The sequence below is a fragment of the Micromonospora sp. CMU55-4 genome, assembly GCF_011602315.1.
Lineage (GTDB): Bacteria > Actinomycetota > Actinomycetes > Mycobacteriales > Micromonosporaceae > Micromonospora > Micromonospora chalcea.
Genome location: NZ_JAAOLH010000003.1, coordinates 160,402 through 173,753, shown reverse-complemented (window position 1 = coordinate 173,753; position 13,352 = coordinate 160,402). Strand labels below are relative to the sequence as shown.

Genomic DNA, 13,352 nt, shown 5'->3' with positions numbered 1-13,352 from the left:
GGCGGGCGGGCCGGAGGTGGTCTGCGTGGGCGAGACGATGGTGGTGCTCGCCCCTGACGACGGCGGGTCGCTGGAGCGCGCGGCGCGGCTGACCGTCGGCGTGGGCGGCGCGGAGTCGAACGTGGCGGCCGGGCTGGCCCGGCTCGGGCACCGCGCGGCGTGGGTGAGCCGGGTCGGCGACGACCCGTTCGGGCGGCGGGTGGTGGCCGAGGTCGCCGCCGCGGGCGTGGACGTCAGCCTGGTCACCGTGGACCCGGACGCGCCGACCGGGCTCTACCTGAAGGATCCGGGGCCGTACGGCACCCGCGTGCACTACCACCGCGCCGGGTCGGCCGCGAGCCGCCTCGGTGCCGCCGACCTCGCGCGTCCCGGGCTGGCCGGGGCACGCCTGCTGCACCTGTCCGGGATCACCGCGGCGCTCTCCGGCACCTGCCGTGACCTGCTCGTATCAGCGCTGGACGGGCGCGCGCTACCGGGTGCCCGGGTCAGCTTCGACGTGAACCACCGCCCGGCGCTCTGGCCCGCCGACCGGGCCGCCCCGGTCCTGCGCGGCCTGGCCGACCGCGCCGACGTGGTGCTGGTCGGGCTGGACGAGGCGGCCGGACTGTGGGCTGCGGACGATCCGGCCGACGTTCGTGCCCTGCTGCCCGACCCGGAACTGGTGGTGGTCAAGGACGGGCCGGTCGGCGCGACGGCGCTGCCGCGTACCGGGCCGGCGGTGTTCGTGCCGGCGCTGCCGGTGGACGTGGTGGAGCCGGTCGGCGCGGGTGACGCGTTCGCCGCCGGGTTCCTGTCCGGGCTGCTGCGCGGCCTGGACCTGCGCGCCTGTCTGCGGCTGGGGCACCTGACCGCCGCGCCGGTGCTGGTCGTGCCGGGCGACACCGCGCCGCCGCCGGACCCGGAGACGATCGCGCGGGCGCTGGCGCTGCCGGAGACGATGTGGACCGCGCAGGTCAGGGGAGGGAGTGGGAGATGAGCGGGCACGACTTCGAGGCACTGTTCGGCGACGCGCGGGTGATGGTGATCCTGCGCGACCTGCCTGTCGACGAGACGGTCCGGCTGGCGGAACTGGCCTGGGATCTCGGCATCGCCGTGGTGGAGGTGCCCATCCGTACCCCGGAAGCGGTGCCGGCGCTGCGCGCCGCGGTGACGGCCGGGCGGCGGCGGGACCGGATCGTCGGCGCGGGCACCGTGCGTACCCCGGCGCAGGTCCACGACGCGGTGGCCGCCGGGGCGGCGTTCACGGTGGCGCCGGGCCTGGATCTGGCGGTGGCCGACGCGGCGGCCGGTCTCGGCATGCCGCACCTGCCCGGCGTGGCCACCCCGACCGAGGCGCAGCGGGCGCTCGACCACGGCCTGGTGTGGCTCAAGGCGTTCCCGGCGGTCAGCCTCGGCCCGGCCTGGTTCCGGGCGGTCGCCGGGCCGCTGCCGGAGGCCCGGTTCGTGGCCACCGGCGGCGTCGACGCCGGCAACGCGGGTGACTTCCTCGCCGCCGGGGCGCGCGTGGTGGCGGTCGGGTCGGCGCTCACCGACCCGGCGCAACTGCCGCGCCTGGCCACGCTCGCGGCCGGCGGCGCGGTCAGGTGACGGTACGGCCGGACGTGGTGGCGGTGGTCCGGATCGCCTTCACGATCGCCGGGATCGACCCGATCAGCAGCACCAGCGCCCAGATCAGCGCCACCACCGCGAACACCACGGCGCCCAGGTCGTCCAGGATGCTGACCAGGATCACCGGCACCAGGCCGTGCAGGAACTGCAGCGCCACTGTGCACAGCAGCGTGGTCAGCACCAGCGCGACGAGGCCCTTGTTGCGCAGGAACCGGGGCTGGGCGGCGAGCAGCAGCCCGGCCCAGACCAGTTTGAGCAGCAGCGCCAGCCCGAGCAGCACCGCCGCGTCGCCGACCGGGAAGAACCCCCACACCGCGAGGTACGCCAGCGTGCCGAACGGCGGCGCCAGGAACAGCGACACCATCACCGTCAGCTCGACGAACGCGACGACCAGCAGGACCAGCGACACCAGCAGCAGCACGATCGAGAAGACGAGCGTGGCCACGCCCTGCACCCGGCCCTGCACCCGGTCCGGCAGCACCAGGCTCAGGCAGAACAGCCCGGTCGTCCAGAGCGCCACCACGTCGATCAGCGCCAGGTAGCCGATGCCCCGGCCGGACGGCTCGGACACCGCGCCGACGTCGCCCAGCTCGACGCCGAGCCGCCCGGCGCGCTCCCGCAGCGCGCCGCTCGCGTCGCCGCCGCCGGTCAGCGCCGCCGCGCCCAGCTCCACGCCGACCACGAGCGCCACCGCGAGCAACGCCAGCAGCAGGAACGGCTTGCGCAACTCACCCATGCCGCGTCTCCGTCCCGGTCAGGACCGGGCCAGCGTGACCGAACATCCGCCACCTCCCGGACACCGCAGGAGCACCTCGGTCTCCCGGTCCACCGCCACCTTCGCCGCCGCCGGGCCGTCCGCGTCCGGGGCGACCTCGTCGGTGACCGTGACGTCCGCGTCGCCCGGCGCGCGGGCGGTCACCTCGAACGGTGTCGTGCCGCGCAGCACCAGCGTGCGCAGCGCGCCCGGGTCGGCCACCCGCAGCCGGCACACCGTGCCGAAGGTGAGCGTCACCCCGTCGGCGGTGGTGGCCGGTTCGGCGGCAGGCGGCAGGCAGTTCACCGCCACCGTCGCCGGGTCGACCGTCCCGGACCCGCGTCCCAGCCGGGCCAGCGCGCCCGGCCCGGCCGCCGGGTCGCCCCTGTCGTCGCGGCGTCCGGCCACCGCCACCACGTACAGCGCCACCAGCAGCACTGCCACCGCCACCAGCAGCACCTTCTGCCTGGTGGTCATGGCCGGACGACGGGCGTGAAGCGGATCTCGTCCACCCCGGCGAAGTACCTGTCGGTGCCCTGCGTCTTGCTCACCGCCACGAGCGTCAGCTTGTGCGGGCCGCGGGTCAGCTCCAGGGTCCCCACGTCCACCTCGTCGGTGCGGACCACCGTCGGGGTGAACCCGAAGAACGTGTCGCCGACCTGCCGGCCGTCGACCAGCCAGATCGTGTTCGCGTAGTCGAACGACGTGGTCCGCACGGTGGAGAACCGCCAGGTGCCGTCGGACGGCAGGTCCACCTGCACGGTGACCCGGTCGCCGACGCCCCGGCCCAGGAAGAACAGCTGGGCGTCGCCGGACCACACCACGTCGCAGCAGTTCTTTTGCGCCACCACGTCCGCCTTCGCGCCGGTGGTGGACTGCACCGTCGCGCCGGAGACCAGCGTCTCCGCCTCCACGGTCACCGCGTCGGCCTGCGGCGGCGCGGGGGTGTCCGGTCCGCGGGTCACCAGCCAGGCCACCACCCCGGCCACGACCAGCACCAGCGCCGCGGCGGCCGCGATCCACGGCCACGGCGTGCGCTTCGGGGGTACGACGGCCCGCACGTCGTACGTGACCCGGCCGCTGGAGCGGGAACTCTCCTCCGGCGCGGTGTTCGCCGAGTACGCGAACCCGGTCATGTCGTAGCGCCGGGGCGGCGTGCCGGGCGGCACGGCCAGGCGTACCAGGAACGACACCGAGCCCTGCCCGGGCACCACCCGCTGCGGCTCGGCCACGGTGAACCAGGCCCGCTGGCTGCCCTCGCCGGGCGCGACGTCGAAGACGACGGTGTCCGGCGCGGTGCCCGGGTTCGACACGGTGAACGTCAGCTCACCGCTGTTGCGGGCGTCCAGGGTGAACTGTTCGGCGGCGGCGACGACTGTCCATTCGGTGGTCATGACGGCTCCTCGGGCGGATCGTGGGGTGCGGGTACGTGCGCCCGGCCGACCGCGCGCACCGTCGCCACCCCGGCGGCGGGCTCGGCATCGTCCGGCTCGGGCGTGGGCGGCGGGCCCGGGGCGGGCGGGTCCCCGGTGACGACCTCGACGGTGACCGCCGCCGGTTTCTCCGCCTCGACGATGCGGGTGACCAGCGCGAGCCGGTCGGCGGCGGCCGGTGGCACCCGCACCACCAGGTGGAACGGCCGGTCCGGCGGTTCGTCCAGCACGAACCCGGTCACGCCGGTGGCCAGCTCCAGCGCGGTCCGCATGCCGTACGGGGTGCCGCGCCACCGGGCCAGCAGCGCGCCGTGCGCCACCAGGTCCCGCAGCCGGCCCGCCGGCAACGGCAGCGGCGCGTCGGCGCGGGGCGCGGCGACCACGTGGTCCATCGCCACCCAGCGGGTCAGGTACGCCACGAACCCGTCCGGCGTCCGGTACGGCCCGAACAGCGCGTCGACGTCGGCGAGCACCACCTCGTCCGGGGCGTGCAGCGCCTCCATCACGTCCAGCAGCGCGCCCAGCACGCTGCCCGGGCCGGCGGCCCGCTGGTACGCGGCCGGCAGCAGCCGCTCAATCGCCGCTCGGCGCATCCTGCCGCACCACCTCGATGTCGTGCTCGCCGGAGCAGAGCAGCCAGGTGCCGGGGACGGTGACCACGTCGGCGGTGGCCTGGTTGGCGCTCGCCGTCCAGTTCTCGCCGTCGCCGCTGCGGAACACGCCGCGCTCGCCGCCGGCGAGCACCAGCCGCCCGGCGCCGGAGGTGCCGGTGGGCGCGGTGGCGGCGATGGCGTCGACCGGGACGAACCGGGTGCGGTCCCGCAGCGGCAGGCCGCAGTTGACCATCACGGGCGACCACTGCGGCTGCCCGGCGAGCGTGTCGAGGCGGACCACGCCGCCGCTCTGCGTCGCGGCGAGCGCGAGCGGGCCGCTGAACGCCAGGTCGCGGCAGGTGCCGCCGATCCAGCCGGACGCCATCGACTGCCACTTCACGTCCGACTCGAACAGCCGGGTGCGGTGGCAGCCCTGGCCGGGCTTCTTCGGGTCCGGCTCGCCCGCGCCGCACCACAGCAGCGTGGCCGGGCCGTCGTACTGGACGGCGAGGATCCGGTTGTCGACGTTGGCGAGGCCGACGTGGGCGAACGTGCCGGGCCGCCCGGCCGCGGTGGACAGGTAGACGCCGAATCCGGCCTGCGCGGCGACCGCGACCCCTGGTGCGCCGCGCTCGGAGACGAACGCGCGCACCGCGTAGAAGCCCCGGTCGGCGTCGGCCGGGTCGACCAGGATCTGCAACGGCACCGCGCCGGGTAGCAGCGGCACCTCGTACAGGCCCGCGTCGGTGGCCAGCAGCAGCGCGCCGGTGCCGTCCCGGTCGATCCAGGCCAGATCGCGGACGCCGGAGTCGAGGTCGGTCAGCAGCGTCCACGTCTCACCCAGGTCGGTGCTCAGCCGGACCCGGGAGCCGCCGGCGGCGCGGGCCGTCACCACCGCCACCGAACCGGCCCGGGGGACCACGCCGGGGCGGACCGGGGCGGGCGCGGGCACCACCCGCACCACTGTCTCGTCGTCGAACCGGCCGGCCGGTTCCCAGCCCGCCCCCGCGTTGGTGGAGCGGAACAGCACCGGGCCGCCGCCGGCGTACCAGGTGTCGGCCTGGTACTGGTCCACCGCCACGGTCCGTACCTGCGCGTCCGGCGCCTCGTCGACCACGAACCGCACCGACTCGACGTAGCGCACGCCCGGCTCGGCGTGCTCCAGCATCCGGTACACGTTGGAGGCGCGCAGCGGCTCGCCGAACGCCCAGCCGGCCGGGTTCAGCGGCGTCGGCAGCGGGCTGAGCGTCTGGTGCAGCCGGTCGTGGATGCGGCGGCGCACCGCGTCCACGTCCTCCTCGCGGCGCACCACCACCCGGGCCCTGATCGACACCGCTTTGTACCGGGCCCAGCCGGCCCGCACCGCCGTACCCAGGGCACGGCGGCGTTCCAGGTCGGCCTCGACCCGGCGGCGGGCCTCCTCCACCTCGTGCTCGCGCAGCACCGCCACCGGCAGCCGGCCGCCGGGGCGGGCCGCGTCCGGCACGTACGGCACCAGCACCACCTCGACCTCGCCGGGCCGGGCGAAGCTGTAGACGGCGGCCCGGGTGAACGCCCGCGCCCGCGCCACCGCCCCGGAGCCGGTGGCCAGGATCTCGAAGTCCCGGGCGGTCACCGCGCGCTGCTGGGCGAAGAACTCGTACGGCCCGCGCGCCAGCACCGACTCCAGCGACTCCAGTTCCCGCCCACCGGTGGCCGGCTCCGGGTTGTCCACCCGCACCCCCGGCAGCGGGTCGCGCAGGCTGGTCAGCACGCCCGCCGCGACGTTCCCGGCCGGTCCGCCGCCGCAGCGGTACCAGAGCCGCACCTGCCGTCCGGCCGGCGGCACCGCCGCCACAGTGGTCGCCCCGGCCGCCCCCTCGACGGCCGGAGCGGCTTCGGTGTCCGGGCGCAGGTCCAGCGCCGGGGCGAACGTGACCACCCCGGAGGCCCGGTCCACCAGGTAGACCTTCGCCTGCGGGCCGACACCGGCGAAGCTGTCCACCGGCCGCCAGATCTCGTACGTGCGCCCCTCGTGCTCGCGGGCGGCCGCGCCCAGCTCCACCGAACCGGCCGGCACCTCCACCCCGAGCAGCAGATCAAGCGCCTCGGTGGTACGGGTCAGCGGCGCACGGCCGGCCCGCAACACCTGACCGGGCTGCCCGGTGCCGGTGCCCAGCAGCTCCGCCTCGACCGGCTCGCAGTGGTGCACACGTACCGTCGTCGTGGTCTCCCCGGCGGGCAGCACCGCCGGTTCGGTGGTCACGAAGACGACCGGCCGGGGGTCCGCGCCGCGGGCCGCGGCGACCCGGGTGCCGGCCGGCACCCGCACCGGGCCGCGGTCCGGGCCGGTACGGGTCAGGCGCACGTCCGCCCAGGCCGCCGCCGGTGGATGCCGGGTGACGCCGAGCAGGTTCAGGAACGCCACGTACGCCTTCTCCGGCAACTGGTTCAGCCGGTAGATCATCACCTCGGTCAGGTACGCGAACGCCTCCACCAGCGCCATGCCCGGGTCGTGCGCGGACAGGTCGGTCCAGTCCGGGCAGGACCGGGCGATGCGTTCCCGCGCCTCGGTGACCAGGTCGAGGAAGGCGCGGTCGTCCAGGTGCGGCACCGGCAGCGTCATGACGTGCCCTCCTCGTCTCCGGTTTCCTCGTCGGCGGGCAGCAGGTCGACGGAGAACACCAGGTGGCCGGGGGAGAGGCTGGCCCGCACCCGGTAGTCCAGCCGGATCACCAGACGCCACGGGTCGTCCGGGTCGGGGCCGGCGTCCACATCGAGCACCTCGACCCGGGGCTCCCAGCGCCGGATCGCCTGCCGCACGTAGTGGATCGCCAGCCCGGCGGTGGTGTCGTCGTTCGGCGCGAAGACGAGCCGGTGCAGCCGCGACCCGTACCCGGGACGCATCAGCCGCTCCCCGGGCGTGGTGGACAGCAGCAGGTACAGCGCCTGGCGTACCGTCTCGTCGCCGTCGGTCATGGCGAGCGAGCCTGCGGCGGTGAGCGCGAGACCACCGGCGCGGCCGGCGTCGAAGCCGGCGCCGACGAAGCGGAAGGCCCTCATGCGTCCGCCCCCAGGAACCCCTGCCGCACGTCGCGGACCTGGTGGTGCACGGTGCCCGGCGGGGTGCCGTCGGTGAGGCCGTCCAGGTGTGACAGCACCACCGGCTGCCGGTCCACCCGCACCCACGTGCTGTAACCCACTGTCACGGTCAGCGTGTGCAGGCACGGTTTGATCGTCGGGCCGTAGTTCGGGCAGGCGGTGATGTCGCGCCCCTCCGGGTCGGGGCGGATCAGCACCGGCACGGCCTGGACCGTGACCCACTGCTGGGACGGGCGGTTGCTCACCCGCCCGTCGTGTCCGCAGGTGATCAGCGAGTCGCGGTGGATCCAGCGCATCAGCCACCTCCGGCGGAACGGGCGAGCGTACGGGCCCGCGCGGCGGCGGTCTCGGCGTCCTCGGCCGCCGGGGCGTGCAGGAAGTCGACGGTGCGGCCGCGTACCACGACGGCCCGGCCGGGCGCGGAGAGCACCAGGTCACCGGCGGCGTGCACGGTGGTCAGCTCGGGGCGCAGCTCGACGAAGCTGCCCGCGTCGGTGGCCAGGCGCAGCGTCCGCCCGTCGTCGTCGATCACGATGGACTGCCCGGTGCCGGTCCGCATCGACCAGCGGCGCGAGCGGCCGGACACGATCCCGGTGTCGTACGGCTCGACCGCGCCGAACAGCGAACCGAGCACCACGCCCGAGGCCGGCTCGCCGCCGGGCAGCGCCACCAGCACGGTGTCGTCCGGATCGGGCAGCGCGACGATCCCCTTGCCCCGGCCCGCGCCCGGGCAGAGCACCGCGAGCCAGCCGGCGTCCAGATCGCCGTACGCGGGGAGCGTCACCCGGGCCCGGCCCAGCCCGTCCGGGTCGTCGACGTCGGTGACGGTGCCGAGCGTGACAGTCGCCGCCGGGGGCGCGGCCGACGGCGGCGGGCCGGGCGGCACCGTGGAGAACCGGGTCAGGTGCCCGTCGGCGTCCACCGTGTGCACCACCTCGGTGAGCACGTACACCCCGGCCAGCGGCTCCGGGACGCCGGCCAGCGCGATCCGCCGGCCCGGCCGCAGCGCCGGGTCGCCCTCCGCGGTGCCCTCGGCGGTGACCAGCGCCGCCACCCGGGCGTCCAGCCCGGCCTGGGCCAGCGCGGCCAGCTCGTCGTCGCTGCGGCCCGGCTGGTCCACAGCGGTACGCACGCCGTCCGCGCCCACGTCGCCCGGGTCCGGGCGCAGCGGGATGCGCCGCCCGCTGCGCGCCTCGTCCGCGCGCTGGCTCAGCGGCTCGGCGCGCTGCGGGTGCCAGCCGAGCACTGCGCACTCCGCGCCCGCCCGGTCCAGGTTCTCGGTGATCCGCAGCGCGTGCACCGTCTCGCCGAGCGTCAACGGCAGCGGCTCCCCGTAGCCGGCCAGCGTGCACAGCCGCAACCGGTCACCGTCCACGCCGAGGTGCAGCCCGGCGCGACCGGCCACCTCGCACAGCAGATCCAGGTCGGTGTGCCGGTGCTGGAGCAGCCGGTCCAGGCGCGGCCCGTCGTCCTCGGCCGCCACGCTCAACCCCAGCCCGGCGCACAGGTCGGCGGCCAGCTCGGCGGCGGTCACCGACTCGAACACGCGCAGCTCCTGCCGCTTGCGCAGCCGGTGCAGCGGGTCGTACGCCCGGATCCGGGCCAGCGCGGCGCCGTCACCGGCGTACTCCCGCTCGACTGCTGTCACCTCGCCGGTGAACAGCGCCTCCGCCTGCCCGTCGAGGCGGACGTCGAGGGCGGCGCCGGGGCGTACCGGAGGGTCGAGCGGACCCGCGCCGGGGGCGGCGGCGAGGGTCAGCTCGCACTGTGCCGGGCGGTCGAGGCGGGCGGCGACGCGGATGCCGCGCAGCCGGGCCGGGTCGGCCAGCGGTCGCCCGTCGACCGTGACCAGGGCGGCCCGGCTCACGGCGCACCCCCGGCGGTCGCAGGCCGCGCGGCGCTTCTTGTCGCGTCGCCGCTCAGGGGAGTCGTGCTCGCGGTAGCGGGGCGGCACGAGGCGCCGGTCGCGTGGCGGGTCACGGGGCGCCTCCCGCGGTGACGGCGTCCGGCGCGACGGTGGCGGCGCCGGCCGGAGGGACGGCGAGCGCGGTGCCGGCGGGCACGGTGAGCGGGTCGGTGATCCGGTTGTGCTCGGCGAGCAGACGCCAGCGCAGCGGCGAGCCCAGCGCGTCGTGGGCGAGCAGGTCGAAGCGCACCCCGGACCAGCCCGGCTCGGCCGCGCCGTCGGCGGCGGCGACCACCGCCGACCCGGGCGCGACAGCGGGTGTGCTCGCCGCGGCCAGTTCCTCCTCGAACCCGGCGCGCGCCGCCTCCGCGCCCTCCGCGACGCGGACCAGCTTCAGCCGCAGCCAGGAGCGCCGGGGCGTACCGGTGAGGGTGAACGCGTCGAAGCGTTCCGCGATCGCGGTGATCACGCCCGGGACGTTCCAGGTCTTGCCCCAGACCAGGCGGACCAGCGGCGGGCGCAGCCAGCCGTGCTCGACCGCCGAGTTCTCCGCCAGCATCCACAACGGCCGGGTCAGCGCGCGGACGTCCTCCGGCCGGGCCGGCGACTCCACGAAGTCGACGTCGAAGAGCAGATCCAGGACCAGTTCGGTACGCCCGCCGCCGGTGAAGACCAGCGGGTCGTCGGCCAGCCCGGCGCCGGTCAGCGGCCCGTCCGGTCCGCCGCGCGGGCGTACCCCGGCCAGCCGGGTCACCTGCACGGTCTCCGGGTTGAGCAGGCAGTCGACCCGGGTGCCGGACTCGTCCACGAGGAAGGCCACGCGCTCCATCAGTCACCCGCCTGTTCCCGGTCCAGCCGGGCCGTGTCGCTCCACCGCGTGGGCTGCGGGGCGGGCCAGGCCGGTTCGGCCGGGAGCGCCGGCCACGGATCCGCGTGCGTCCCGCCGCCCTCGGCCATCCCGGTCGCCACGTGGCCCGTCGTGCGGGTCGGGTCGGAACCGTCCGGCAGGGCCGGCCACGGGTTGCTGTACGTGGGACGCGCGGGCCACCGCCCCTGCCTCTCCCCGGACGCCGGGTCGTGTCCGCCCGGGTACGGCAGGCCGGCGGCGCGCCCCGGGTACTGGGCGACGGATCCGTCCCTTGTCCCGTTGCGACCGTTCGTTGATCCGGTTCGACCGCCCTTGATGCGTGCGGCCGGTCCACGCGGCAACGACGGTGGCGCAGCCGCGAAGGCGAGCGGGGGCATGTCCCCTCGACCGGACGGCACGTCCGCTCCGGCGATGTCGTCCCTGCGCGTCGGCCGGCCCCGGTCGACCTGTGGGAGGTTCCGGAGCGGGTCCACCCGGTCGGGGCCGGGCCTGCGCTCGGACGGTGAGGGCCGGTCCGATTCGCCGGATACCACGGGACCCGGCGACCCGATCGTGTCCCGGCTGCCGGCGGGGTGTACGGGCCCGGCGGGCACGCCCGGATCGGTGGGCCGACCGGTGCCGTCGCTGCTCGCGCCCCTCGTGCCGGTGAGGGCCGGCCTGAGGGCGCGAGTCACCACCGGCCGGCGTGCCGGGGGCGCGCCACCGATGGCTTCCGTGGTGCTTGCGGTACCGGTCGGGCCGACGGCGCCCGGTGATCCGGTCCGGTCCGGCATACGCGCCGCTCTCGTCCTCTCCGGTGCCCCGGCCAAGCCGATCGGCTCCGTCACGAACCGGTTCGCGGGTTCACCCGCAGACGCCCCGTCGTCCCACGACCGCGAGGCCCCGTCCGAGCGGGACCGGGCGCCCGGCGTCGGCGTGGAGGGCGTCGCCCCGCTCACTTCCCACCCGGCACTCGTCGCTCCCGGCGACCGCGCACCGCGCCCCGGCTCCGAGTTCCCGCTTCCCGAGATCCCCGTCCCACTTCCCAGGAGCTCCGGGAGATCTTGGTAGGAAACGGCCCCTATAGGGGCCCTTTCGTACCGAGATCTCGGCGGGCTGTTGCGGAAAGCGGCGAGTCCGTTGATCAAACGTGCCATCCAGCGCCACCGGCCCCTCTGGCGCCGCTCGTCGGAGAGCGGGGGAGGAGCGGAAACCGGCGGAAGGTCGCGCAGCAGGCCGGGGGCGTGCGCCGCCACCAGCCGCCGCCAGTGCTCGGGCGGCTGACCGGGGGCGGGCTGCTGGCCGGGCAAGGACGGCGCGTCCTCGGCCGGGGCCGGACCGGACAGGCGATCCGCGGTGGCCCGCAGCGCGCGGGCCAGCCGGTCACGCGCCCGCCGGGGCGGCGGCACCGCCGGCCTCCAGTTCCAGGCCCTCGTACGCCAGGGTCAGCGCCTCGATGGCGATCTCCTGCGACAGGGTGTTCAGGTGCGCGCCCCGCCACCGGGTCGGCCAGGCGTTGATCATGTTCCAGCGCAGCACCTCGGCGGTGCCGGCCGGGTCGAGCAGCACCACCGACACGTTGCGCCGGTTGACGGTGCCCTTCGCCGCCGCGTTCACCCAGTCCCACAGCTCACGCGAGCTGGTCAGGCCGAAGTGGAGCGTGACCGGGGCGTACTCGACCTGTCCCGGCACGGCCCGGATGCGCTCGTTGCCCGCCTCCCGGTACGACAGCGCGGGAATCGCCACCTCGAAGCCGCTGACCTCGGTGAAGTGCCCGTTGGTGATGCCGTTGATCAGCAGCTTGAAGTGGTAGGCGCGGTACGGGTCGACGGGCGCCCCCGGCTGCGGCGTCGCGGTGGTGGGCATGTCAGCCTCCGATCGTCTCGGTCTCGGTGCCGCCGGCCCACTGGCTCAGCTTGAACACCACGAACTCCGCGGGCTTGACCACCGCGATGCCGATGTGCGCGACCACCATCCCGGCGTCGCGGACGTCGGCCGGGTTGGTCTCCTCGTCGCACTTGACGAAGAACGCCTCCTCGGGCGTACGGCCGAGCAGCGCGCCGTCGCGCCACACCCGGGTGAGGAACGCGCCGATGTCGCGGCGGATCGAGCGCCACAGCGTGAAGTCGTTCGGCTCGAACACCATCCACCGGGTGCCGCCCGCGATGGCCTGCTCGATCGAGATGGACAGCCGCCGCACGTTCAGGTAGCGCCACTCGCTGGCCTCGGCGGCGAGCGTACGGGCGCCCCACAGCCGGATGCCCTCCCCCGCGAAGAAGCGGATCACGTTGACGCCCTTGGGGTTGAGCACGTCGTGCTCCGGCCGGGTCACCCGGTACGCGAGGTCGACGGCGCCGCGTACCGGCTCGTTGGCGGGCGCCTTGTGCACGCCGCGCAGCGCGTCGGTGCGGGCCCAGATGCCGGCGACGTGCCCGCTCGGCGGGGTGAGCACCAGGTCGCCGCTGAGCGGGTCGCGGACCCGGATCCACGGGAAGTAGAAGGTGGCGTAGTCCGACTGCCGGGGCCGGTCACCGCCGGTGCCGGGCGGTTCGTCGTCGGCGTCGCCCGGCGTACCCTCGGCGGGTTTGTCGACCGACGCGGATGAAGCGGCCGACGCGGGCTTGGGCGGCTTGCCCGGCGTGGCGACGCGGGTGAGCCGGGAGACGTCGGTGACCTCCGGCGGCGGGTCGCAGATCGCCACCATGGTGCGCAGCCGCTCGGCCATGCTGATCAGGGCCTCGTGCGAGACCGGGTCGTGGTAGCCGGGCGCGGCCACTATGGAGACCTCGTCGATCGCCTCCAGCAGTTCCAGGCCGCCGCGCCGCCCGCCGGTGCCGGTGAGGCGGCCGCCCTCGCCGACGTTCACCACCCAGCAGCGGGTGCCGCCGTTGTCCAGGAAGCCGAACACGGCGCGGGCCAGCGGGGTGCTCTCCAGGTGCTCGCCGTCGGCGTACAGCCGCAGGAACTCGGTCCAGCTGTTCACCGCCAGCGCCTCGCCGACGTGGGCGCCCCGGTCGGGCGCGACCCCGACGAACGCGGCGGTGCTCATGCCGACCGGTCCGATCGGGCGGGCCCCGCTGGGCACCTCCTCGACGTAGATGCCGGGGGAGAAGTAGGTGGGCATCGGTCC

14 protein-coding genes are annotated in these 13,352 nt (G+C 75.8%); 2 read left to right on the top strand and 12 right to left on the bottom strand.

Features of this window, described 5'->3' with window-relative positions; all coding sequences use genetic code 11:
* The first annotated feature begins 25 nt into the window (after positions 1 to 25).
* The gene (locus tag HA073_RS06965; protein WP_309227993.1) at positions 26 to 976 is read left to right on the top strand and encodes a sugar kinase; all 951 of its coding nucleotides are present in this window, start codon (positions 26 to 28) and stop codon (positions 974 to 976) included.
* Complete coding sequence (locus HA073_RS06960; protein ID WP_166455935.1) at positions 973 to 1,587, top strand: bifunctional 4-hydroxy-2-oxoglutarate aldolase/2-dehydro-3-deoxy-phosphogluconate aldolase; 615 nt, start codon at positions 973 to 975, stop codon at positions 1,585 to 1,587. Before HA073_RS06965 ends, HA073_RS06960 begins: the two co-directional genes overlap by 4 nt.
* On the opposite strand, the gene HA073_RS06955 is transcribed toward HA073_RS06960, so the two are convergent.
* The 12 genes from HA073_RS06955 to HA073_RS06900 form a co-directional block, all read right to left on the bottom strand.
* Positions 1,580 to 2,344, bottom strand: a complete 765-nt coding sequence (locus HA073_RS06955; protein WP_166455934.1) for a hypothetical protein — start codon at positions 2,342 to 2,344, stop codon at positions 1,580 to 1,582. The genes HA073_RS06960 and HA073_RS06955 overlap by 8 nt on opposite strands.
* 18 nt (positions 2,345 to 2,362) lie before the next feature.
* Positions 2,363 to 2,839 (bottom strand): hypothetical protein, encoded by a 477-nt coding sequence (locus HA073_RS06950; RefSeq protein ID WP_104114122.1) that lies wholly within the window; start codon positions 2,837 to 2,839, stop codon positions 2,363 to 2,365.
* Positions 2,836 to 3,756, bottom strand: coding sequence for a hypothetical protein (locus tag HA073_RS06945; RefSeq protein WP_113972860.1), 921 nt, complete (start codon positions 3,754 to 3,756; stop codon positions 2,836 to 2,838). Before HA073_RS06945 ends, HA073_RS06950 begins: the two co-directional genes overlap by 4 nt.
* Positions 3,753 to 4,388: a phage tail protein gene (locus tag HA073_RS06940; RefSeq protein ID WP_166455933.1), complete on the bottom strand. Its 636-nt coding sequence runs from the start codon at positions 4,386 to 4,388 to the stop codon at positions 3,753 to 3,755. Before HA073_RS06940 ends, HA073_RS06945 begins: the two co-directional genes overlap by 4 nt.
* Positions 4,369 to 6,993: a putative baseplate assembly protein gene (locus tag HA073_RS06935; protein WP_166455932.1), complete on the bottom strand. Its 2,625-nt coding sequence runs from the start codon at positions 6,991 to 6,993 to the stop codon at positions 4,369 to 4,371. The genes HA073_RS06940 and HA073_RS06935 overlap by 20 nt, the downstream gene beginning before the upstream one ends.
* Entirely contained in the window at positions 6,990 to 7,430 is a 441-nt protein-coding gene (locus HA073_RS06930) for a GPW/gp25 family protein (protein WP_064445742.1), read from the bottom strand. Before HA073_RS06930 ends, HA073_RS06935 begins: the two co-directional genes overlap by 4 nt.
* Complete coding sequence (locus tag HA073_RS06925; RefSeq protein WP_166455931.1) at positions 7,427 to 7,765, bottom strand: hypothetical protein; 339 nt, start codon at positions 7,763 to 7,765, stop codon at positions 7,427 to 7,429. Before HA073_RS06925 ends, HA073_RS06930 begins: the two co-directional genes overlap by 4 nt.
* Entirely contained in the window at positions 7,765 to 9,336 is a 1,572-nt protein-coding gene (locus HA073_RS06920) for a phage baseplate assembly protein V (protein ID WP_166455930.1), read from the bottom strand. Before HA073_RS06920 ends, HA073_RS06925 begins: the two co-directional genes overlap by 1 nt.
* Positions 9,337 to 9,445: 109 nt before the next feature.
* Positions 9,446 to 10,204, bottom strand: a complete 759-nt coding sequence (locus HA073_RS06915; RefSeq protein WP_069088535.1) for a hypothetical protein — start codon at positions 10,202 to 10,204, stop codon at positions 9,446 to 9,448.
* A complete protein-coding gene (locus tag HA073_RS30530; RefSeq protein ID WP_231915426.1) occupies positions 10,204 to 10,344 on the bottom strand; it encodes a hypothetical protein in 141 nt (46 codons plus the stop codon). The genes HA073_RS06915 and HA073_RS30530 overlap by 1 nt, the downstream gene beginning before the upstream one ends.
* A gap of 1,261 nt (positions 10,345 to 11,605) precedes the next feature.
* On the bottom strand, positions 11,606 to 12,088 hold the full coding sequence (locus HA073_RS06905; RefSeq protein ID WP_043323571.1) for a phage tail protein: 483 nt from the start codon (positions 12,086 to 12,088) through the stop codon (positions 11,606 to 11,608).
* Between the two features lies 1 nt (position 12,089).
* Positions 12,090 to 13,346, bottom strand: a complete 1,257-nt coding sequence (locus HA073_RS06900) for a phage tail sheath subtilisin-like domain-containing protein (RefSeq protein ID WP_069088537.1) — start codon at positions 13,344 to 13,346, stop codon at positions 12,090 to 12,092.
* Positions 13,347 to 13,352: the final 6 nt, after the last annotated feature.